This is a genomic window from Pseudomonas sp. No.21 (assembly GCF_054558415.1).
This window is the reverse complement of record NZ_BAAJNO010000012.1, coordinates 113128-135458: the sequence shown is the minus strand read 5'-3', so window position 1 is coordinate 135458 and position 22331 is coordinate 113128. Positions and strand designations below refer to the sequence as shown.

19 protein-coding genes are annotated in these 22331 nt (G+C 66.9%); 8 read left to right on the top strand and 11 right to left on the bottom strand.

All coding sequences use genetic code 11. From position 1 onward, the window contains the following. Positions 1–89: 89 nt before the first annotated feature. Positions 90–704 carry a TetR/AcrR family transcriptional regulator gene (locus ACYJSS_RS24050; protein WP_111259200.1) on the top strand — a complete coding sequence of 205 codons (615 nt, stop codon included), beginning with the start codon at positions 90–92 and terminating at the stop codon, positions 702–704. On the opposite strand, the gene ACYJSS_RS24045 is transcribed toward ACYJSS_RS24050, so the two are convergent. After that, on the bottom strand, positions 701–2062 hold the full coding sequence (locus tag ACYJSS_RS24045) for a DUF1329 domain-containing protein (RefSeq protein WP_111259201.1): 1362 nt from the start codon (positions 2060–2062) through the stop codon (positions 701–703). The genes ACYJSS_RS24050 and ACYJSS_RS24045 overlap by 4 nt on opposite strands. Positions 2063–2078: 16 nt before the next feature. Beyond that, a complete protein-coding gene (locus tag ACYJSS_RS24040) occupies positions 2079–3827 on the bottom strand; it encodes a DUF1302 domain-containing protein (protein ID WP_236205109.1) in 1749 nt (582 codons plus the stop codon). 328 nt (positions 3828–4155) lie between these two features. On the opposite strand from ACYJSS_RS24040, the gene ACYJSS_RS24035 reads away from it, so the two are divergent. From ACYJSS_RS24035 to ACYJSS_RS24020, 4 genes are all read left to right on the top strand, one after another. Beyond that, on the top strand, positions 4156–4992 hold the full coding sequence (locus ACYJSS_RS24035; RefSeq protein ID WP_236205108.1) for an extracellular medium-chain-length polyhydroxyalkanoate depolymerase: 837 nt from the start codon (positions 4156–4158) through the stop codon (positions 4990–4992). Positions 4993–5062: 70 nt separating this feature from the next. Continuing rightward, on the top strand, positions 5063–6823 hold the full coding sequence (locus tag ACYJSS_RS24030) for an ATP-binding protein (protein ID WP_236205107.1): 1761 nt from the start codon (positions 5063–5065) through the stop codon (positions 6821–6823). Then, positions 6820–8160: a sigma-54-dependent transcriptional regulator gene (locus ACYJSS_RS24025; RefSeq protein ID WP_236205106.1), complete on the top strand. Its 1341-nt coding sequence runs from the start codon at positions 6820–6822 to the stop codon at positions 8158–8160. Before ACYJSS_RS24030 ends, ACYJSS_RS24025 begins: the two co-directional genes overlap by 4 nt. A 1217-nt stretch (positions 8161–9377) precedes the next feature. Next, the gene (locus tag ACYJSS_RS24020) at positions 9378–10685 is read left to right on the top strand and encodes an MFS transporter (protein ID WP_111259205.1); all 1308 of its coding nucleotides are present in this window, start codon (positions 9378–9380) and stop codon (positions 10683–10685) included. Positions 10686–10775: 90 nt separating this feature from the next. On the opposite strand, the gene ACYJSS_RS24015 is transcribed toward ACYJSS_RS24020, so the two are convergent. Continuing rightward, positions 10776–11741: a CobW family GTP-binding protein gene (locus tag ACYJSS_RS24015; protein WP_236205105.1), complete on the bottom strand. Its 966-nt coding sequence runs from the start codon at positions 11739–11741 to the stop codon at positions 10776–10778. 82 nt (positions 11742–11823) lie between these two features. On the opposite strand from ACYJSS_RS24015, the gene ACYJSS_RS24010 reads away from it, so the two are divergent. After that, complete coding sequence (locus ACYJSS_RS24010) at positions 11824–12210, top strand: NADH:ubiquinone oxidoreductase (RefSeq protein ID WP_111259207.1); 387 nt, start codon at positions 11824–11826, stop codon at positions 12208–12210. 121 nt (positions 12211–12331) lie between these two features. On the opposite strand, the gene ACYJSS_RS24005 is transcribed toward ACYJSS_RS24010, so the two are convergent. The 3 genes from ACYJSS_RS24005 to dksA are packed head-to-tail and all read right to left on the bottom strand — an operon-like array spanning position 12332 to position 14647. Beyond that, complete coding sequence (locus ACYJSS_RS24005) at positions 12332–12976, bottom strand: DUF1826 domain-containing protein (protein WP_111259208.1); 645 nt, start codon at positions 12974–12976, stop codon at positions 12332–12334. Continuing rightward, on the bottom strand, positions 12976–14181 hold the full coding sequence (zigA, locus tag ACYJSS_RS24000) for a zinc metallochaperone GTPase ZigA (protein WP_111259209.1): 1206 nt from the start codon (positions 14179–14181) through the stop codon (positions 12976–12978). Before zigA ends, ACYJSS_RS24005 begins: the two co-directional genes overlap by 1 nt. A 49-nt stretch (positions 14182–14230) precedes the next feature. Next, positions 14231–14647, bottom strand: coding sequence for an RNA polymerase-binding protein DksA (dksA, locus tag ACYJSS_RS23995; RefSeq protein WP_111259210.1), 417 nt, complete (start codon positions 14645–14647; stop codon positions 14231–14233). A gap of 75 nt (positions 14648–14722) precedes the next feature. On the opposite strand from dksA, the gene folE2 reads away from it, so the two are divergent. Beyond that, a complete protein-coding gene (folE2, locus tag ACYJSS_RS23990; RefSeq protein WP_111259211.1) occupies positions 14723–15613 on the top strand; it encodes a GTP cyclohydrolase FolE2 in 891 nt (296 codons plus the stop codon). A gap of 222 nt (positions 15614–15835) precedes the next feature. Next, on the top strand, positions 15836–16999 hold the full coding sequence (locus tag ACYJSS_RS23985) for a glutathionylspermidine synthase family protein (RefSeq protein ID WP_111259212.1): 1164 nt from the start codon (positions 15836–15838) through the stop codon (positions 16997–16999). On the opposite strand, the gene ACYJSS_RS23980 is transcribed toward ACYJSS_RS23985, so the two are convergent. The 5 genes from ACYJSS_RS23980 to ACYJSS_RS23960 all read right to left on the bottom strand — a co-directional run bounded on the left by ACYJSS_RS23980 (position 16967) and on the right by ACYJSS_RS23960 (position 22232). Beyond that, complete coding sequence (locus ACYJSS_RS23980; RefSeq protein ID WP_111259213.1) at positions 16967–17752, bottom strand: hypothetical protein; 786 nt, start codon at positions 17750–17752, stop codon at positions 16967–16969. The genes ACYJSS_RS23985 and ACYJSS_RS23980 overlap by 33 nt on opposite strands. Continuing rightward, positions 17742–18581: a hypothetical protein gene (locus ACYJSS_RS23975; protein ID WP_111259214.1), complete on the bottom strand. Its 840-nt coding sequence runs from the start codon at positions 18579–18581 to the stop codon at positions 17742–17744. Before ACYJSS_RS23975 ends, ACYJSS_RS23980 begins: the two co-directional genes overlap by 11 nt. Before the next feature lie 27 nt (positions 18582–18608). Beyond that, positions 18609–19307 carry a DUF1190 domain-containing protein gene (locus ACYJSS_RS23970; RefSeq protein WP_158545558.1) on the bottom strand — a complete coding sequence of 233 codons (699 nt, stop codon included), beginning with the start codon at positions 19305–19307 and terminating at the stop codon, positions 18609–18611. Positions 19308–19616: 309 nt separating this feature from the next. Next, complete coding sequence (glmS, locus tag ACYJSS_RS23965) at positions 19617–21449, bottom strand: glutamine--fructose-6-phosphate transaminase (isomerizing) (protein ID WP_111259216.1); 1833 nt, start codon at positions 21447–21449, stop codon at positions 19617–19619. A gap of 12 nt (positions 21450–21461) precedes the next feature. Then, on the bottom strand, positions 21462–22232 hold the full coding sequence (locus tag ACYJSS_RS23960; RefSeq protein ID WP_111259217.1) for a DeoR family transcriptional regulator: 771 nt from the start codon (positions 22230–22232) through the stop codon (positions 21462–21464). Between the last annotated feature and the right edge of the window lie 99 nt (positions 22233–22331).

Genomic DNA, 22331 nt, shown 5'->3' with positions numbered 1-22331 from the left:
TCCGAGGCGCCCGACGAACAAGTTTCCGGTGTTTGCCTTTGTCCTTCCAAACCTCCTAGAATCGCCCAGCGCCGACTCGAGAAACCACCATGTACAGCATTGCCAGTCCGACCCAGGCACGCAGCAGAAAGGCCCTGGAACGCTACCTCAACGTCGCCGCCGAACTGCTCGCCAACGACAGTTTCGAAGAAACCGGCATTTCCCAGATCGCCCAGCTCGCCGAGTCCTCGGTGGGCACTTTCTATCGCCTGCTCGGTGACAAGGACGTGCTGCTCTATGCCGTCCACGAGCGCTTCGTCGAGCAGAGCCGCGACGCCGTCGACACCGTCATCGCCAACCTCGACGGCCTCCCGCTGACCACGCAGATCGAGGGTTTCATCGAAGGCGTGACGCGTCTTTTCGATGGCAGCGAGGGCCTGCTCCGCGCCCTGATCCGGCGCAGCTCGATGGACGTGCAGTTCCGCGAGCGCTTCCACCAGCTCAATGCCTACATCGGCCAGGCCTTCTGCCGCATCGTCCTCGCCCACCCGCAGCAGATCGGCCATCGGCAACCGCAACAGGCCGCCGACCTGACGGCCCACATGCTGCTCGCCAGCCTCAATTACCTGACCATGGTCGGCACCCTCGGCGTCACCCCCCGGGAAGTTGTCCCGGGGGAACTTTCCCAGCTCGTTTGCAATTACCTGGAAGTTCGCCGGGTTTAACGCCGGCTGTCCCGCCTTAGTTGTGCCGGGGTGAAGTCGGACGCTTTCAGCGCTATATCGAATTCATCCGCCGGTTCTTCGTTGGACAATATGCCGATTACATAACGCCCGCCGATCAGGTCATATACGGCGTCGCCCTTGGTCCATACCAGCGGCTGGTCGTAGAGGTTGATGGTGTAGGACTCGCCGACCCGCCACAGCTGGTCGCGGTTGTCGTAGTGGTCCACCAGGAGGATCTGGTAGCTGTCCTCGTCGAAATAGAAGTCGCGCTGCTTGTACTGGTGGCGCTGGCCGTCCTTGAGGGTGGCGCGCACGTGCCAGACGCGGTGCAGCTCGTAGCGCAGCAGGTCGGGGTTGACGTGGCCGGCCTGGACGATGTCCGCGTACTTGCTGCTGCGCGAGGCGAAGCGGTAGCTGTTGTAGGGCACGTAGAGCTCTTCCTTGCCCACCAGCTTCCAGTCGTACTTGTCCGGTGCACCGGAGAACATGTCGAAGTTGTCGGTGGTGCGCAGGCCCTCCGAAGCGGTGCCGGGGGAGTCGTAGGCCACGTTCGGCGTGCGCCGCACGCGGCGCTGGCCGGCGGCGTAGAGCCAGGCCAGGCGCGGCTCCTTCACCTGGTTGACGGTCTCGTGCACCAGCAGCTCGGTGCCGGCCAGGCGCGCCGGCGCCAGCACCGACTGGCGGAAGTAGAACAGCACGTTGCCGTTGTCCTTGCTGTAGTCGCCGGCATCCTGGTTGAACAGGAACAGGTCTTCGATGCGGGTCATGAAGTAGTCGCCGCTGGCGTGGGGCACCGCCTGGGCGTAGTAGCGCTTGACGCTGTTGCCGCGGAAGCGCACCAGGTGGTTCCACAGGACCTCCAGCCCCGACTGGGGGATGGGAAACGGCGTGGCGACCTTGAAGTCGGCGATGCCGTTGCCGTTCTCGATCAGCCGCGCACGGGTGGCGTTGCCCTTGATCGCGGCGTACACCGCCTCGGGGTAGGAGGCCGAGCGCCGGGTCGGGTAGACCACCAGCTTCCAGCTGTCCGGGTAGCGCTTGAGCATGGCCAGTTGGCCGGGGCTGAGATGGGCACGGTACTGCTCGGCGTTCTGCGCGGTGATGCTGAACAGCGGCGGGTCGGCGGCGAAGGGGTCCTTGTACCCCGTGCTCTTGTCATAGGCGCTGGTGCTGCGGGCCAGGCCGCCGTCCCAGGCGGGGATGGTGCCGGCGGCGTTGCCGGCCTTCTCCGCGCCCAGCGGGGTCAGGTCGGCCCCCAGGCGCGCAGCCTGGTCGGCGTCCACCTGGGCCTGGACGAGAGGCGCGGCCAGCAGCATGGCGGCGAGCAGGCCGCTGTGGATAAGTCCTGATCTGTGCATGGCGTCGAATCCCTTCTCAGAAGCTGTACTTGATGTTGAAGCTGACGAAATCGCGGTCGCTGCGCTTGTTCGACACGCCACCGCCGCTGTAGCCCACGTAGCGGGTGCCGACGGTGAACGACTCCTTGTAGATGGCGTCGATCCCGGCGGACCAGCTCTGCGCCTCTTCGTCCAGGCCGTTGGTGAGCTGGGGCGCGACGCCGTTGATGCTGTACTGGTAGCCGAAGGACGGCACCAGGTTCACCAGGTTGAACACGTTGGTGTAGGTCAGCTGCAGGCTGGCCTGGGCGCCGGTGGCGGTGCTGGTGGCCTCGTAGTAGTCGATGTCGGATTCCAGGCCCTGCACGCGACTGGCCACCAGTTCGGTGAACAGGGTCGCCGAGTCGGCGCCGAGCACCCCGGTGAAGTTGTAGATGGCAGCGAGCGAGGCCTGGTACATGTCCTTCTCGCGGTAGCCGTCCAGGTGCGTGCCCACGGGCAGCCCGTTGGGGTTGAACAGCGCGTCGGGCAGGTACTCGTTGAGGCCGAGGGCGATGGGCGTGTCCGGGCGGTAGCTCAGCTCGCCGGCCAGCGACAGGCCGTTGAAGATGCTTTCGCCGCCGATGGAGGTGTTGAAGCTGATGCCGAACAGGTCGCGCTTCTCCAGGTACTCGGCGTAGTAGCGCGAGCTGCTGGCGTTGGGCAGGGTACCGACGATGGGCAGCGTCACCGGCTGGCCGACGGTGAGCCCGAGCATGGGCACCTGCATGTTGTAGCGCAGGTAGTAGAAGCCCAGTTCGGTGTCGTTCAGCTCCGGCACGTACCAACGCAGGGCGAGGCCGTATTGCGCGGCGTCATCGCCGTCGATGTCCTGGGCGCGGGGGATGAAGGTGGTGGGCAGGTAGGCCTTGAGCAGGTTGTTCAGGCCGCCCGGCGCCAGGGCATCGGCGTAGGCCTGGGCCAGGGCCGGGTTGTCGAAGGCGCGGCCACCGGCCACCGCTTCCTGCAGCGGCGAGACGGACAGGTAGTTGCAGCCCTCGCCTATCACGTCGAGGGTCGAGTAGTAGGTGCCGCAGGGGTCGATCTTCGAGGCTTCCCACGCCTTGCCCGGTTGCCAGTAGCCCTCGACGCTGAGGTTGTCGCGCAGCTCGAAGGAGGCGTAGGCCATGAAGGTCGGCATGTACGCCTCCTTCACCTCCGAGCCCGGCGCGCGCAGGGCATTGATGTCCACGGGGTTCGTGGCACCGATGCCGTTCTGGTAGAACAGCCCCTCGCCCCAGTTGATCACCTGGCGCCCGAGCCGCGCGTTCAGGGCGCGGTCATTCACCGTCCAGCTGCCGTAGACGAAGGCGTCCAGCAGGTCGGCGCTGGAGCCGGCTTCATCGAGGCCGGCATGACTGATCTGGCGGTGGCGGCGCTCGTCGTCCTTGAGCTCGAAGTCATAGAAGGCGCGCCCCCGGACGAACACGCCGAAGCGGTCCTGGTAGCGCAGGTCGAGTTCGGACACCGCCTTGACCACTTCGGAGAAGAGGTCGCCACGGCGGAAGTTGAGGTCGCCGTCATCGGAGTTGATCAGCCCGGCGTTGTCGCCGGTACCGCCATTGGCGCGGGCGATCAGCTTGCTGTCCTGCCCCTCCACGCGGTAGCTGAGCCCGTAGGACAGGGTGGTGTCGAGCGAGGTGGTCCAGTCTCCGGAACGCACCTGAAACGCCTGTGCGCCGCCCAGGGGCAACGCGCCGAGCAACGCCAGGCCGGCGGCTGCCAGGCCTCTTCCTTGATTTGCCACGATGATCTCCAGCTGTTGTTTTTATCGGAATCGGAACATCGGTTCCGAAATAATCTAATCCGGCGCTTTACGGCTGGCAAGACGGCCACCGCATTATTTTTTATCCACAGCTCGGGCACCGCAGCCGGGATCGAGCGGCGTGCCGGACCAGGCTGTGGGCGGACGGGCGCAACGCACGCCGTCCGTCGCCTTGCGGAACCTGTCCACAGGCTCTGCAACGGCCCTCCTCCACAGCGCCCTGGACGAATATCGAACAGCCCTATTGACGGAATCGGAATTTCTGTTTCGATTTAAAGGCGGTCAAACAACAACAAATAGGAGACCCGTCATGCCCCTTCGTACCCTGCTCTGCGGCCTGCTGCTGGCCGCCTGCCTGGGCGAGCACGCCCTGGCCGCTTCCCGCTGCAGCGAACGCCCCCGCACCCTGCTGCGCCCTGCCGAAGTCAGTTGCTCCTACCAGAGCACCTGGCTGGATTCCGGCCTGGTCGGCCAGCGCAAGATCATCTACCAGACGCCCCTGGGCACCCCGCCGGCCGGCGGCTGGCCGGTGGTGCTGGTCTACCAGGGCTCGTTCTTCCCCCTCAACGACTTCAGCTACCACGGCAACCTGCCCTTCGGTGGCTACTACGAGGGCAAGCTGGTACAGGCCCTGCTGGACAATGGCTATGCGGTGATCGCCCCCAGCGCGCCGGCGGACCTGTTCTGGCAGACCAACATTCCCGGCCTCGCCCAGGCCTATGAGCTGAGCACCGACTACGACTTCCTCGGCAATGTCCTCGCCGCCATCGCCAGTGGCCACTTCGGCCCGCTCAACGCCCAGCGCCAGTACGCCACCGGCATCTCCAGCGGCGGCTACAACACCAGCCGCATGGCCGTGTCCTTCCCCGGCAGGTTCCGCGCCCTGGCGGTGCAGTCCGGCTCCTACGCCACCTGCAGCGGGCCGCTCTGCGTGGTGCCCGACCAGCTCCCCGCCGACCACCCGCCGACGCTGTTCCTGCACGGCTTCGTCGACGCCGTGGTGCCCTGGTGGAGCATGGACCTTTACTACGACCGCCTGCTCCACCAGGGCATCGAGACCGCGCGCTACACCGAGCCTTTGGGCGGCCACGAATGGTTCGCCGCCTCGCCGTCCAAGGTGCTCGCCTGGTTCAACGCCCACCCCTGATCCACCGCGGACGCAGCCCGGGCCGGGTCATGCTATCGTCGCCGCCTGTCGCGACCCCCGGACCCCGCCCGTGCTGCCCCGTTCCCTGCGCATCGCCCTGCTGACCCTGCTGCTCTTCGCCGGCCTGCTGCTGACGATGCACCTGGCCGGCCGCCACGCCGAGCGCCAGGCGCTGCGCGAGGAAGGCCAGCAGGCCGGCGCCCAGCTCGGCCTCTACGCCGACGCGCTGAGTACCCTCATCGACCGCTACCGTGCCCTGCCCGCCGTGCTCGCCCTGGACCCGGAACTGCGCGAGGCCCTGCAGCAACCGCTGACGCCCGAGCTGCAGCAGCGCCTCAACCTCAAGCTGGAGCGCATCAATGGCGCCGCCCACTCCTCCACCCTCGAGCTGATGCGCAGCGACGGCCTGGCCATCGCCGCCAGCAACTGGCGCCTGCCCACCAGCTACGTGGGCCACAACTACGGCTTCCGCCCCTACTTCCTGCAGACCCGCACCCACGGCACCGGGCGCTTCTACGCCGTGGGCGTGGTCAGCGGCATCCCCGGCTACTTCCTCTCCCACGCCATCCACGACGCAGCCGGCCACTTCCTCGGCGCCATCGTGGTGAAGCTGGAATTCCCCGAGATCGAGCAGCAGTGGCGCGAGCGCCCGGACACCATCCTGGTCAGCGACGCCAAGGGCATCGTCTTCATCGCCAACCAGCCGCAATGGCGCTACCGCGAACTGGCACCGATCGACGCCACGCAGCGCGCCGAGCTGGCCTCCACCCGCCAGTACGACAAGAAGCCGCTGACGCCGCTGGTGCACCGAACCCTCGACGACTTCGGCGACGGCAGCCGCCTGGTCCGGGTGCAGGGGCCCGACGGCGAGGCCGACTACCTGTGGGAATCCCAGGCACTGCCAAGCGAAGGCTGGACCCTGCACCTGCTGCATCGCCCACAGAACGTCGCCGGCACCGCCCGCGACGCCAGCCTGGCCGCTGGCGGGCTGTGGCTGGCGCTGTTCTTCCTCGCCCTGTTCCTGCACCAGCGCTGGCGCCTGGCACGCCTGCGCCGGCAGAGCCACGACGAACTCGAACGCCTGGTGGAACAGCGTACCGCCGCCCTGCGCACCGCCCAGGACGGCCTGGTGCAGGCGGCCAAGCTGGCGGCCCTGGGGCAGATGTCCGCCGCCCTCGCCCACGAGATCAACCAGCCGCTGACCGCCCTGCACATGCACCTGGGCAGCCTGCGCCTGATGCTCGACAGCGGGCAGCTGGAGCAGGCGCGCAATGCCCTCGGCCGTCATGACGAACTGCTGCAACGCATGGCCGCCCTCACCACCCACTTGAAGACCTACGCCCGGCAGAGCCCTGGCGGCCTGCGCGAGACCCTGGAACTGGGCAGCGTGGTGGACAAGGCCCTGCAACTGCTGGCGCCGCGCCTGCGCGACGGCGCCGTGCACATCGAGCAGCACCCGCGCCAACCGGCCTGGGTGCGCGGCGACGCCATCCGCCTGGAACAGGTGCTGGTCAACCTGCTGCGCAACGCCCTGGACGCGGTCGCCGGCCAGGCCCAGCCACGCATCGAGATCGCCCTGCTGCGTGAGGACGGGCACTGGTGCCTGGAAGTCGCCGACAACGGCGGCGGCATCCCCGACGACACCCTGGCCCAGGTGTTCGACCCCTTCTTCACCACCAAGCCGGTGGGCGAAGGGCTCGGCCTCGGCCTGGCGGTTTCCTATGCCATCGTCCATGAACTGGGTGGCCGGCTGAGCGCCGGCAACCGCGGCGCCGGCGCGGTGTTCCGCCTGTGCCTGCCCATCTTCGAGCCTGCCGAGGAGCAGCCATGACCCCGAACCTGATCTTTGTCGACGACGAGGCCGCGATCCGCGAAGCGGTGCGCGAGTGGCTGGAGCTCTCGGGCTTCACCGTGCGCCTGTGCGCCAGCGCGGCGGAATGCCTGGACGGGCTCGACGCCGACTTCGAGGGCGTGGTGATCAGCGACCTGCGCATGCCCGGCATGGATGGCATGGCGCTGCTGGAAGCGGTGCAGGCGCTGGACCGCGAGCTGCCCTTCCTGCTGGTCACCGGCCACGGCGATGTGCCCCAGGCGGTGGAGGCCATGCGCCTGGGTGCCTATGACTTCATCGAGAAGCCCTTCACCCCCGAACGCCTGCTGGGCAGCCTGCGCCGGGCCCTGGACAAGCGCCGCCTGACCCAGGAGAACCGCCGCCTGCGCCGCCAGGTGGACGACCGCGCCCGCCTCGATGCGCGGCTGATGGGTTTCTCCCGCCCCATCGAAAACCTGCGCCGCCAGGTGCTGGACCTGGCGCAGACGCCGGTGAACATCCTCCTGCGTGGCGACACGGGTAGCGGCAAGGAGCTGGTCGCCCGCTGCCTGCACGACTTCGGCCCGCGCGCCGGCAAACCCTTCGTGGCGCTGAACTGCGCGGCCATCCCGGAGAACCTGTTCGAGAGCGAACTGTTCGGCCACGAAAGCGGCGCCTTCACCGGCGCCCAGGGCAAGCGCATCGGCAAGCTGGAACACGCCGACGGCGGCACCCTGTTCCTCGACGAGATCGAGAGCATGCCCCTGGCCCAGCAGGTGAAGCTGCTGCGCGTACTGCAGGAGCAGCAACTGGAGCGCCTGGGTTCGAACCAGAGCATCCGCGTCGACCTGCGGGTGATCGCCGCCACCAAGCCGGACCTCAAGGAAGAAGTGCGCGCCGGGCGCTTCCGCGAGGACCTGCTCTACCGCCTTAACGTCGCCGAGCTGCAGCTGCCCGCCCTGCGTGAACGCCGCGAGGACGTACCGCTGCTGTTCGAGCATTTCGCCACCCTGGCCGGCGAACGCCTCGGCCGCCCCGTTCCGAGCCTTACCCCCGCCGAGCTGGCGCAGCTGCTGGCCCACGATTGGCCGGGCAACGTGCGTGAACTGGTCAATGCCGCAGAGCGCCACGTCCTGGGGTTATCCACAGCGGTCCGGAACCCGGACGGCGCCGACCCTTCCCTCGCCGAACTGATGGAAGCCTACGAGGCCCAGTGCCTGCGCCAGGCCCTGGCCCGCTGCAAGGGCGACATCAAGGCGGTGATGGCGCTGCTGCAGCTGCCCCGCCGCACCCTCAACGAGAAGATGCAGCGCCACGGCCTGGCCCGGGGCGAGTTCCTGCCGGGGGATGAGGACTGAAGGCGGTCAAAAGCTGAGCACAGCCCTGAAAGCGCCGTAGCGACTGGCGCACAGAAAACTATCCACAAGCCGCTCACAGTTGGCTCCACAGCAATTGTGGGCAACTGGGGATGAATGCGCCCGCCTGGGGATTTCTTCGCGAATGAATTCGATCCCACGGGTGCTCGGCTGCCTGTAGGAGCGTTCTGGACCGCGAATAGGCGGCACTGGTCGAAATCTGAGCACAAGCTTGAAAGCAGCGCTGTTACTGGCCCTAAGCAATCTATCCACAGCCAACCAACAGTTGGCTCCACAACTATTGTGGGCAACTGGGGACTGATCCGTTCGCCTGGGGATTTCTTCGCGGATGAATTCGTTCCCACGGGTGCCCGCCTGCCTGTAGGAGCGGTTTCAACCGCGAATGGGCGGCTCTGGTCAAAGTCTGAGCACAAGCTTGAAAGCATCGCTGTTACTGGCCCTAAGCAATCTATCCACAGCCAACCAACAGTTGGCTCCACAGCTATTGTGGGCAACTGGGGACTGATCCGCTCGCCTGGGGATTTCTTCGCGGATGAATTCGTTCCCACGGGTGCCCGCCTGCCTGTAGGAGCGGTTTCAACCGCGAATGGGCGGCACTGGTCGAAATCTGAGCACAAGCTCACAAGCCCCGCCGTCATTGGCACCAAGCGATCTATCCACAGCCCGCCAACAGTTGGCTCCACAGCTATTGTGGGCAACTGGGGGCTGATCCGTTCACCTGGGGATTTCTTCGCGAGTAGATTCGCTCCCACCGGCGCGCGCCAGTCTGTGGGAGCGGTTTCAACCGCGAATAGGTGGCACTGCTCAATATCTGAGCACAGCCATGAAAGCACCGCCATACCTGGCCATTAGCGCTTTATCCACAGCCCGCCAACAGTTGGCTCCACAGTAATTGTGGGCAATGCAGGGGCGAATTCATTTGTCCAGAAAAGTCATTGTGGATAGCTCGGTTGGGGCGGCGGCACGGCGCACCGCTTGACGAATGAATTCGCCCCTACCTGGCCATCGACGGATAGGCGGAATCCCGCTTATGGCCCCTTCGCGATAAGCGCCAATCCGCGCACAAATGCCCTGTGAAATCCCTCCGAGCCTTCTATTCCGGCGCTTTGCGGCGCTGGCACAGCTCCTGCTATGTGCCCGCACCCCAAGCGCGGCGACAGCCGTGCCTAACAACAACAACTATGAATCGAGGAAACACGATGGAAAGCACCAGCACCCTGACTGCCTCAGCGGCACCCCGCACGACATCCCAACGCATCAAATCCATTTTCAGCGGCTCGGTCGGCAACCTGGTCGAGTGGTACGACTGGTACGTCTATGCCGCCTTCTCGCTGTACTTCGCCAAGGCCTTCTTCCCCCAGGGCGATTTGACCGCCCAGCTCCTGAACACCGCCGCGATCTTCGCCGTAGGCTTCCTGATGCGCCCGATCGGCGGCTGGCTGATGGGCATCTACGCCGACCGCAAGGGGCGCAAGGCCGCCCTGCTGGCCTCGGTCCTGCTGATGTGCTTCGGCTCGCTGATCATCGCGCTGACCCCCAGCTATGAAACCATCGGCATCGCCGCGCCCGTCCTGCTGGTGGTCGCCCGCCTGCTGCAGGGGCTGTCGGTCGGTGGCGAATACGGCACCTCGGCCACCTACCTGTCGGAGATGGCGACCAAGGAGCGTCGCGGGTTCTTCTCCAGCTTCCAGTACGTGACCCTGATCTCCGGCCAGCTCATCGCGCTGGCGGTGCTGATCCTGCTGCAGCAGACCCTGTCCACCGAACAGCTGGAAAGCTGGGGCTGGCGCGTGCCTTTCTTCATCGGCGCACTGTGCGCGGTGGTGGCGATGTTCCTGCGACGCGGCATGGAAGAGACCGAGTCCTTCACCAAGAAGAAGGACAAGCCCAAGGAAAGCCTGCTGCGCACGCTGATGCGCCACCCCAAGGAAGTGTTCACCGTGATCGGCCTGACCATGGGCGGCACCCTGGCCTTCTACACCTACACCACCTACATGCAGAAATACCTGGTCAACACGGTCGGCATGAGCAAGAACGACTCGACCATGATCTCGGCCGCCACCCTGTTCCTGTTCATGCTGCTGCAGCCCCTGGTGGGCGCGCTCTCGGACAAGATCGGCCGCCGTCCGATCCTGATCGCCTTCGGGGTGATGGGCACCCTGTTCACCTACCCGATCCTCAGCACCCTGCACAGCATCGAGACCTGGTGGGGCGCGTTCTTCCTGATCATGGCGGCGCTGATCATCGTCAGCGGCTACACCTCGATCAACGCCGTGGTGAAGGCCGAGCTGTTCCCCACCGAGATCCGCGCCCTGGGCGTGGGCCTGCCCTACGCGCTGACCGTGTCCATCTTCGGCGGCACCGCCGAGTACGTGGCGCTGTGGTTCAAGAGCGTCGGCATGGAGAGCGGCTTCTACTGGTACGTGACCGGCTGCATCGCCTGCTCGCTGCTGGTGTACGTCTTCATGAAGGACACCCGCACCCACTCGCGGATGAACCAGGATTGATCCCTTGAGCCCCCGTGGCTCTGGCTGCGCTAACCCGTAGCCGTTTTGTTCCCGACGACGGGCCCGCGAGGGCCCGTTTTCGTTCGTGGATCAGAAAAGGCGGCAGGCTTCGAATCCAGCCTTGATCGCTTCCTCGTCCTGAGGCGTGGCAAAGATCAGTTCCAGCCGCGAGTCCTTGCGCCACTCGCTGGCCTGCCAGTGGAAGGGGGCGCCGTCCAGGGCATTGCCGGAGAGCCAGCCCGCGTTGCTGTGGATAACCAGCTTGGCGCGGCGCCAGGGCAGGCTCGCCAGCCACAGCTGCACGCGCATCAGCTCGAAGGCCTGCGAGGGGTGCCAGCGCCAGCCGATGGTCCAGCCATCCGCCGCACCCTGTGCCTGGATAATGGGCTGCCCAGGGTTTATCCACAGCGCGGGCGGAGCCGCCTGACCAGTGGCCAAGGCCGGGTTATCCACAGCTGCGCCGGCCTTGGCATGGAGCCCCGGCAGCTCGGCCAGGGACAGGCGGCCCTGCACCGTCCAGCTCAGTGGCAACCGGGGCAGTTGCTCGGCCACTCGCTGGCGGCTATCGGCGTCGAGGTTCTCGGCCTTGTTCAGCACCAGCAGGCCAGCGCCCTCGAGGGCGTCGCGCTGGCTGTCGGGCAGGGCATCGCCGCGGGCCAGAGCAGCGGCGTCCAGCACCAGCAGGCTCGGCTGCAGGGCCAACACGCCTTCCCAGGGCGGCTCGCGCAGCTGGCGCAGCAGCTCGGCGGGGTGGCCGAGGCCGGAGGGCTCGATGAACAGCCGGTCCGGCCGCGCCTTGCGCAGCAGGCGGCCGAGGCCGACCTGGAAGGGCGCGCCGTTGACGCAGCACAGGCAGCCACCGGCCACCTCGGCCAGGGCGATGCCGTCGTCGCCGGTCTCCAGCAGCGCGGCATCCAGGCCGACCAGGCCGAATTCGTTGATCAGCACCGCCCAGCGCTCGTCGTTCGGGCGCTGCGCCAGGAGGTGGCGGATGAGGCTGGTCTTGCCGGCGCCGAGGGGGCCGGCCACCAGGTGGGTGGGGATATGGGCAAGCATCGCGCTATGGTGCTGCGTCACGGGTTCGGAATAAAGCCTCGTGCTAGAGTCGCGCCCATTATTTTCCCGAGGTCCTGCATTCATGCGTCTCTGCCTACTGCCCTTGCTGCTGGTCCTGTCCGCCGATGCGCTGGCCGAGGCCTGCATCGTCCACAGCCAGAGCGACAAGCTCGATGTGAAGGTCTGCCAGCAGAACCGCAGCATCCCGCCGCAGCTGTTCCGCGACGGCTTCTGCAAGCCGCAGATGCCTGGGCAGAAGGTGGAGGTGAGCTACGCCGACCAGTGCCCGGCCGGCGCCTTCGGTGTGTGCAGCAACGCCCAGGTGAGCAACATCGCCTACCGCCAGGACATCCACTATTACGGCGTGGCCACCGACGCGCGCTATCTGAAGCCCTTCTGCGAGGGGCAGAGCCAGGGCACCTGGGAAAGCCCGTCGTCATCAGCCGGTAACAGCCAGGGTGTCCAATAGCCTTGGGTACCTCGCCCGTACCGGCACAGCCGGTAGGGCCTCGGTGATACAGGGCCGCCTTCGGGTGGCCCTTTTTTTGCGCGGCCCAAGCTTCGCGATGGCTTCGCCCGTTTCATGCCGGTCAAGCCAGCCAGTCCAGAGTCAGTAGCAGGCGCGCATCCCCCGGCATGACCTCGGGCGACCTGTGGATAACCCCTCGCCCCTCGTTGCCCAGCCACTTCTCGCCCTTGAACAACGCCACATGACCCGGCGCCAGGGTCTGCCCGGCCGGCACGGCCGTCGGCTCGGCGGCGGGGTCGCCCAGGCGGCTGCGTGGCATCTGCCCTTCCTGCAGCCAGTGGCTGCCCACACCGGCATAGGTGGTGATCAGCCGCAGCGGTACATGGTCGACGTGATAGCGCGGGCACATGGCGCGGTCCAGGCGACGCAGGCGCAGGCCGATGCGGCGGGCATCCAGCAGGCAGGCGAAGGCACGCACCAGCCAGGCCACGTCGGCGAGGAAGGCGGCATGCCCGTCGATGTCGGAGAAGCGTCGGGCCAGGCTGCCCAGGTCGAGGGGGGCCTCGGGGTCCGCCAGCTCCAGGGTCAGGGACTCGCTAAGCGGCTCCTCGAGCCCCAGCAGGCACTGGGCGTAGTCGGTGATGTGCAAGGGCAGACGGCGCTCCCACACGGCGAGGTTGACCTCATCACGCAGTGCTTCGCCCAATACCGCCAGGTTGTCGCTGATCGCCACCCGGGGCGGCGGGCGCAGGGCCAGGGCTTCCATCACGCCGCCTCACCGACCAGGCCGCCGAAGGGGTCGGGCAGGTGCGCCCAGCCCTCGACCCCCACGGCCATCTCTGCAGCATCCAGCAGGCAGGCGTCCAGTTCGGCATGCAGGCGCTCGAAGTCGATGCCCTGGCCGATGAACACCAGCTCCTGGCGGCAATCGCCCACCTCCGTGTCCCAATGCTTCATCACCGCGCGCAGGCCGTCTTCGTCGGTGGGCCACTGCTCGCGCGGCACGAAGCGCCACCAGCGCCCGGCATGCCCGTAACGCATCAGGCCGCCGGCCTGGGACCAGTTGCCCGCCTCACGCCAGGCGCTGGCCAGCCAGAAGAAGCCCTTGGAGCGCAGCAGCCGGCCGTTGGTCCATTCACGATTGAGGAATGCGTGGAAGCGCTCGGGGTGGAAGGGCCGCCGCGCCCGGTAGGCGGTGGAGGCGATGCCGTAGGCCTCGGTTTCCGGCACGTGCTCGCCGCGCAGTTCCTTGAGCCAGCCCGGCGCCTCGGCGGCGCGGTCGAAGTCGAAGCGGCCGGTGTCGAGGATCTTCTCCAGCGGCACCCGGCCCATGCTCATGGGCAGGATCTCGGCCTGGGTATTGAGGCGCGCGAGGATGGCCGTGAGCTCCTCGCGCTCGGCCTGGCTGATCAGGTCGATCTTGCTGATGAGGATGACGTCGGCGAACTCCACCTGTTCGATCAGCAGGTCGGTGATGGAGCGCTCGTCCTCCTCGCCCAATGTCTCGCCGCGGCTGGCCAGGCTTTGCGCCTCGTGGAAGTCGCGCAGGAAGTTCACGCCGTCGACCACGGTGACCAGCGTATCCAGCCGCGCCAGATCGGACAGGCTCTGGCCCTGCTCGTCACGGAAGGTGAAGGTCTCTGCCACCGGCAGCGGTTCGGAGATGCCGGTGGACTCGATCAGCAGGTAGTCGAAGCGCCCTTCGCCGGCCAGGCGACTGACTTCTTCCAGCAGGTCTTCGCGCAGGGTGCAGCAGATGCAGCCGTTGCTCATCTCCACCAGGCGTTCTTCGGCGCGGTTGAGGCTGACGTCGCGCTGTACTTCGCTGGCATCGATGTTGATTTCGCTCATGTCGTTGACGATCACGGCGACGCGCAGGTTCTCGCGGTTCTTCAGCACGTGGTTGAGCAGGGTGCTCTTGCCGGCGCCGAGGAAGCCGGAAAGCAGGGTGACGGGGAGTCGGGCGGTCATGGGATTCTCCGGTTCAGGCTGGGCGGCTCGGGCGGCCGCTCTGGGGATATCAGGCGTCGCGCCGGTGGCGCTCGCGTTGTTCCTGGCGCTCCTTGGCCTCGATGCACAGCTCGGCGGTAGGCCGCAGCAGCAGGCGGCGCAGGCCGATGGGCTCGCCGGTCTCCCGGCACCAGCCGTATTCGCCACGGGCCAGGCGGCCCAGGGCGCTGTCGATCTTGTCCAGCAGCTTCTTTTCCCGCTCCAGGCGCCGCAGTTGCCACTGGCGCTGTTCTTCTAGGGAGGCCACGTCGACGTCGTCGCTGGCGGGCTCGATCTCCCGCAGCTCGATCATTTCGTTGTCGACACGCGTGCGCAGGTCGTCCCGCTGGGCCTCCAGCAGGCGCTGGAAGAAAGCTTGCTGGGCGTCGTCCATGTACTGCTCGGCCGGTTGGCTGAGCAGGTCGTCTTCGCTGGTGATGAGGTGCATGGCTTTGGCAAGGGCGGCTTGATTTTAAAGTGTTATAACATAACATATCACTTTCTCCGCAAGCTGAGCCCGACGATGAACGACCTCTCCCTACCCGACGTGGCCAGCCAGACCCACGCGACCCTCGCACCGCTGGACCGCGTCGGCATGGCCGGCATCCGTCTCCCATTGCAGGTGGCCGGGCAAGCCGTGCAAGCGCGAGTGGAGGCCAGTGTCAGCCTCGACACCCCGGGCGTACGCGGCATCCACATGTCACGGCTGTACCTGGCGCTGGAAGCCCTGGCCGGCGAGGAACTGACCCTCCCGGCCCTGCAGGCGCTGCTTCAGGGCTTCCTCGACAGCCACCAGAATCTCTCCCTCTCCGCGCATCTACGGGTGGCGGGCGAGCTGTTGCTCAGGCGCGTGGCACTGGTCAGCCCACTGTCGGGGCACAAGGCCTACCCCTTCGAAATCGCGCTCAGCCTCTATCCAAGGGGGTTTCACGTGGAACTCATGCTGGAACTGGGCTACTCCTCCACCTGCCCGTGCTCGGCGGCGCTGTCACGGCAGATGGCCCAGCGCGCCTTCAGTGAACGTTTCGCCGGGCAAGCACCCACCTGGGAAGCACTGCATGAATGGCTGGGCAGCGAAGCCGCCATGCCCGCCACTCCCCACAGCCAGCGCAGCAAGGCGCGGCTTTGGCTGCGCCCAGCGGACCCGTTGCGGGCGCCGGGCTGGATCGAGCTGGTGGACCGCTGCGAAGCCGCCCTGGGCACGGCCCTGCAGACAGCCGTGAAGCGTGCCGACGAGCAGGCATTCGCGCTGGCCAATGGCCACAACCTGATGTTCTGCGAGGACGCCGCGCGGCGCCTGGCCGAGCCCCTGCGGGCGCTACCGGGCCTGGCCGCGTTCAAGGTCCGCGTGGAGCACGAGGAAAGCCTGCACGCCCACGACGCAGTGGCGGAAATCCACTGGCTCTGGACCTGAGCCCCCTTCCCCGCCCGGCGCCTGGCCTCGCGACGCCATCCGACTGACATCCCAATGAGCGCCCCATTTGCGGGTCATCCGACGCTGGCGAGCTCGGCGGTGAAGCCTGCGGCAGGCACGCCGACAAGGATGCCTCACCGGGTTGCTGCCTCCATCAACAACCAAGGCCCTGGCTGGCCGCTAGAATGGCGCTCCATTTTCCTGGCGGTACACGGACGTTCCATGCATAGGCACCCCATCACGCCGCGCCACGACTGGTGCGAACAAGCTGCGGCACTCGGCTTCCACTTCCACTCCATCGGCGGCGAACCCTACTGGGATGAAAGCGTCTGCTACCGCTTCAGCCTGCAGCAGATCGAGGACGACATCGAGGCACCCAGCGCCGAGCTGGAGGCCATGTGCCTGGCCCTGGTGGAAGATGCTGTGGAGAGCGAAGCCCTGTTGCGGCGCATGGCGGTGCCCGAGGCGCACTGGACGCTGATCCGCGACAGCTGGCGTACACGCGAGCCGGCGCTGTACGGGCGCATGGACCTGACCTACGACGGCCAGGGCCCGGCGCGTTTCTACGAGTACAACGCCGATACCCCGACCGGCCTCTACGAGGCGGCCTTCTTCCAGTGGGTATGGCTGGAGCAGTGCCGCGAACGTGGCGTGCTGCCGGAGCGGGCCGATCAGTTCAACCTCATCCAAGATGCGCTGGTCGAGCGCCTGCAGCGCATCGGCCTGGCGGGTGAGCCCTTCCACCTGGCCTGCTGCCGCGACCACATCGAGGACGAGGGCACCGTCACCTACCTGGCCGACTGTGCCAACCAGGCTGGCCTGCTGCCCCATCTGCTGTACATCGACGACATCGGCCACGTACCCGGCAAGGGCTTCGTCGACCTGCACGACCAGCCGATCATCCAGCTGTTCAAGCTCTACCCCTGGGAGTGGCTGCTGGAGGAGGACTTCGCCCACCACCTGGCCCACAGCCGGACGCGCTTCATCGAGCCCGCCTGGAAGACCCTGCTGTCGAACAAGGCGATCTTGCCGCTGCTCTGGCAGCGTCATCGCGGCCACCCCAACCTGATCCCGGCCTGCTTCGCCGATGAGCCGGATGCGGCCCTGCTGGGCCCGCGCTGGGTGCGCAAGCCGTTCTTCTCCCGCGAGGGGGCGAACATCCAGGTGGAAAGCGAGGGCGGTGTGGAGCTGGCGACGCCCGGCCCCTACGAGCAGGGGCCGGCGATTCTGCAGAGCTGGTGCCCGCCGCCCTGCATGGGCGGGGAGCACCCCATCATCGGCAGCTGGCTGGTCGGCGGCCGGCCCGTGGGCATGGGCATTCGCGAGGACCGCAGCGCCATCACCCAGGACAGCTCACGCTTCGTTCCGCACTACATCCTCGATTGAACGCCCGCGCAGCAGGGCCTCGGCCCGCCTCGGTGCCTGATGCTGCAGGCAGAAACCGGCCAGGGCGCTGGCCAGCCAGGCGGCAGCCAGCGCCATTACAGCGAGGAGCAGGCCGGCGAGCGAGCCAACGACCAGCAGGATGACCAGCAGGCAGGTGCCTACCGTTACCCCCGCGATCCACCAGGCGTCCACGGGCCAGAAACTGCGCAAGTAGGCGCGCAATGGGCTGGGTCTGTAGGGCTGAAGCTTTTGCAGCCGTTGCCAGTTGATCCCCAGCAGTCGCTCGGCGGCCATGGGCAACAGGCGCTCCTGCGGTGACGCGTCGGTCACGGCGGCATCTGCTGGCTTCTGGCGGGCGCGTGCCAGCTCGGCCAGTGCCTTCAGGTCGAGCACCTCGCCACTGTTCAGGTGCCACAGCCGCCGCTGCTGCGGGTTGAACAGGTAGGTCTCCATGTAGCTGCCGCCACACAGGCTGTAGCCCAGGAAAGCCAACCAGAGGACGGTCCAGGCCAGCAACGTCAGCTCGTAGTTGCCCACGGGCCAGGGCGGCAGGTCACAGGCCAGCTGCGCGGCGAACATCAGGCCGATCACCAGCGGCGTCATACAGCCCAGCATCAGGGTCAACCCATGGGTGGCGCCGATCAGCATGGCACTGCCGCTGGCCGGGTCGACGCGCACGATGCGAGGCTCCGACACGTCGAGCGGGCCGCCATTTTCGGTCACCAGGGTTGCTTTCAGGTATTCATTTGCCATCGGTGCGCACCATCAGCAATTGCCAACTGTCATCACGCCACAGCGCAGGCTCATCGCGGGGCTGCTGGTCAGCCGGCAACACCACCACCGCAAAGGGCGTCTGGCCCAGCGTGAACTCGCCCAACTGCAAGGCCGGGGACTTGCCTCCCAGCTGCAGGTCGACCCCCACCAGGGCAGCGACGTTATCGGTCCGAGGCTGGCTCGCCCACCAGGCCTGCCAGGCATGCAAGCCCGCCAGGTTCGAGCCGGCCAGCTTGATCCGCCCATCGGTATGCAACGCCAGCAGGCCGGTGGGCCAGGACTCGCTGGCCCCCCACTGGCCATCCGGTCGGGCCGGCAACGGTTGCTGCCGCAGGGTCGCCCAGAGCTCGGCGAGCTTTTCCAGTTCGAGCGGCCTGGCGTCCACCAGGGCCTTGACCAGTGGCGACTCGGCGCGCAGGTCGACGTCATCGGTGGGTCTGCCCTGACGGGCGAAACTCCTGACCTGCATGTGCAGCATCCGCCCATGCTCCCAGGTACGGTCATGGGTCCAGAAGATCGAGGTCGTCATCCACCTCACGCCTTCCTCGGTCACCTCTATGCCGCCGCACTGCGTAAACGCCCGTAAAGGGGCCGCAAGACGCACCAGCACGGGCGCCCGGCAGGTAGGGGCAAGACCGAGGGACTCCAGGCTCTGCCATTCGCGACTGTTCGGCAGGCGCACCCGCAGCCGGTCGGGCTTTTCGGCGATGAGCCGGCGCAGTTCCTTGAGACGCGCATCGGCCTCGCCAATGCTGCTATCCAGGCCTGCTGCCTGGGCAATCGAGTTGCCGAAGAGACAGCCAAGCACTAGGCCAATCCGTATCCACATGATCGGTTACCCGCTGGCCATGGCCAGGCTGCTGCGGGCCGTCGAGCCGAACCCGCCGCGACTGGCAACGCCCTGAAGGCGCGTCGGCAATTGCCCGCTCTGGAACTGCTGGGCATAACCGGACGCCTGCAACTGGCTGCGATGCACGCTGGCCTGGCGGGTGCGCTCATCCCCCAGGTATTGGCCCTGGCTGGTGAACAGGTGCAGGTTGCGGCCGCCACCGCCGTAGTAGCCACCGTAATGGCCACTGGTGCTACTGCCGCTGCCATAGAGGGTGTCTTCGCTCATGCCGAAGACCGGCTGCAGTTCATCGAGGCCGACCTCGCTCCAATCCTCCGGTTCACCACTGCGCAGGCGCCTGACCAGGGCATCGCTGACCAGGAACGCCACCGGCTGGGGGCGGGCCAGGCCATCGACGCCCTGTGTGCAGCTCTGCACGGCGTCGGCCTCGCACCACTCGCCAACCTTGCAGTCGGCATTGATGCGAATGAAGTCGCGCTCACAGGCCAGGAAGCTGGTGTAGACCGGCGCCATCAGGACGGTGCGCCGGAACGCCTCGTCGCGCAGCCGCAGGCATTGCTCGGCGGTCAGGGTGGTGCCCTGTTCGCAGACCGCCAGGCTGTCGAAGACCCGCACGTCACGGTACATCGGGTCCCAGGCCAGCAGGACGAGGGGAGTGGCGCCCATGAGGCTGAGGGTGAGCAAGCCGGCGCGCTTCTGCCGGCGGACGGAGGCAGGTACAGGGGCGGAAGAGGCGGCAGCAGGGGCCGAGGCGGCGTCGCCGGAAGACATAAACGGTCCATGTTCAAGATTGAGCTGCGGATTAGAAAGTGACGCCCCCCTCGGGTCAACCGCCATCGAACAGGATGTGATGCAGTCCCGAAGGGTGTGCACCGCCCAAGGCACAGGGCGTTCCGATCGGCTTGCCCGCCCCTGGGAAACCGAGGTACGTGCCTCGCCCCGCCAAGGCACCCGCGACCGGAAACCCGCCGCTGGCGCCTTGCGGGCCGCCCGTCACTCCACGGTGACGGACTTGGCCAGGTTGCGCGGCTGGTCGACGTCGGTGCCCTTGAGCACGGCGACGTAGTAGGACAGCAGTTGCAGCGGCAGGGTGTAGAGGATCGGTGCCAGGGCATCGAGGATGTGCGGCATGGCCACCACATGGGTGCCCTCGCCATTGTCGATGCCGGCCTCACGGTCGGCGAAGACGATCAGTTGGCCGCCCCGGGCGCGGACTTCCTGGAGGTTGGACTTGAGCTTCTCCACCAGTTCGTTGTTCGGCGCGACGGTAACCACCGGCATGTCGCTGTCCACCAGGGCCAAGGGGCCGTGCTTGAGCTCACCGGCCGGGTAGGCCTCGGCGTGGATGTAGGAGATCTCCTTGAGCTTCAGCGCACCTTCCATGGCCACCGGGTACTGGGCGCCACGACCGAGGAACAGGGTGTGGTGTTTCTCGGCGAACAGTTCGGCGACCTTCTCCACGGTCTTGTCCATGGCCAGGGCTTCGCCCAGGTGGGTCGGCAGGCGACGCAGGGCTTCCACCAGCTCCGCCTCACGGGCCTTGTCCAGGCTGCCACGCACCTGGCCGAGGCTCAGGGTGAGCAGCAGCAGGGACACCAGCTGGGTGGTGAAGGCCTTGGTGGAGGCGACGCCGATCTCCGGGCCGGCCAGCGTCAGCAGGGTGAGGTCGGACTCGCGCACCAGGGAGCTGGTGCCGACGTTGCAGATGGCCAGGCTGGCGAGGTAGCCCAACGCGTTGGCATTGCGCAGGGCGGCCAGGGTGTCGGCGGTCTCGCCGGACTGGGAGATGGTGACGAACAGGGTGTCGGGCTGCACCACGACCTTGCGGTAGCGGAACTCGCTGGCCACTTCCACCTGGCAGGGGATGCCGGCCAGGTCTTCCAGCCAGTAACGGGTGACCATGCCGGCGTGGTAGCTGGTGCCGCAGGCGACGATCTGCACGTTGCGCACCTTGGCGAACAGTTCGGCGGCCTGCGGGCCGAAGGCCTGGACCAGCACATGGTCGGTACCCAGGCGGCCTTCGAGGGTGCGTTGCACGACCTTGGGCTGCTCGTGGATTTCCTTGAGCATGAAGTGGCGGTACTCGCCCTTGTCGGCGGCCTCGGCGCCTTCGTGGTACTGCACGGCCTCGCGTTGCACGGCGTTGCCCTGCAGGTCCCAGACCTGGACGCTGTCGCGGCGGATTTCGGCGATGTCGCCCTCCTCCAGGTACATGAAGCGGTCGGTCACCTGGCGCAGGGCCAACTGGTCGGAGGCGAGGAAGTTCTCGCCCAGGCCGAGGCCGATGACCAGGGGACTGCCGCTGCGGGCGGCGAGCAGGCGGTCGGGTTGGGCACGGTTGATCACCGCCAGGCCGTAGGCGCCGTGTAGCTGCGGGACTACGGTCTTGAGAGCGGAGGCCAGGTCGCCGGTCTCCTGGAGGGTGTGGTGCAGCAGGTGGACGATGACTTCGGTGTCGGTGTCGGAGGTGAACGCGTAGCCAAGGCCCTTGAGGCGAGCTCGCAAGGCTTCGTGGTTCTCGATGATGCCGTTGTGCACCAGGGCCAGGTCGCCGGAGAAGTGCGGGTGGGCGTTGTGCTCGGTGGGCGCGCCGTGGGTGGCCCAGCGGGTGTGGGCGATGCCCAGGCGGCCGGCCAGGGGCTGTTCGGTCAGGGCCTGTTCCAGCTCGCTGACCTTGCCGACGCGGCGGCGACGCTGGAGCACGCCTTCGTTGTCCAGCACGGCGACGCCTGCGCTGTCGTAGCCGCGGTATTCGAGTCGCTTGAGGCCTTCCACGAGGATGGCGGTGATGTTCCGTTCAGCCACTGCGCCGACGATGCCACACATGATGTTGTCTCCTCAGTTATCCACAGGCGCGCAGACCAGGGTGATGCCCCGCGCCTCTATCTGTTGCCGAGCGTCCTGGGGCAGGCGCTCGTCGGTGATCAGGGTATGGACGCTGCTCCAGGGCAGCTCCAGGTTGGGAATGCGCCGGCCGACCTTGTCCGCCTCGACCATGACGATCACCTCGCGAGCGACCTCGGCCATGACCCGGGACAGGCCCAGCAGCTCGTTGAAGGTGGTGGTGCCACGGGCCAGGTCGATGCCGTCGGCACCGATGAACAGCTGGTCGAAGTCGTAGGAGCGCAGCACCTGCTCGGCCACCTGGCCCTGGAAGGACTCGGAATGCGGGTCCCAGGTGCCGCCGGTCATCAACAGCACCGGTTCCTGTTCCAGGTCGCGCAGGGCCGTGGCGACGTTCAGAGAGTTGGTCATCACCACCAGGCCGGGGCGATGACCCAGTTCGGGAATCAGCGCGGCGGTGGTACTGCCGCTGTCGACGATGATCCGTGCATGCTCGCGGATGCGGGCGGCAGCGGCGCGGGCGATGGCCTGCTTGTACCGGGACACCGGCTGGCTGGCCTCGACGATGAACTCCTGGGGCACGGGCACGGCGCCGCCATAGCGACGCAGGAGCAGGCCATTGGCTTCTAGGGCGGCGAGGTCCTTGCGGATGGTGACTTCCGAGGTGGCGAAGCCCTTGGCGAGCGCATCGACACTGACTTCGCCCTGTTCGGCGAGCAGGGCGAGGATGGCATGGCGGCGCTGGGGCGTATTGCGCTTCGACATCTCGTAAGTTTCGATTCGAAAGAAAAAGTGTGCGAATCAAAACTCAACGAAGCTTTTGCGTCAACCCCGGAAACGACGGAAGGCGACCTGGGTCGCCTT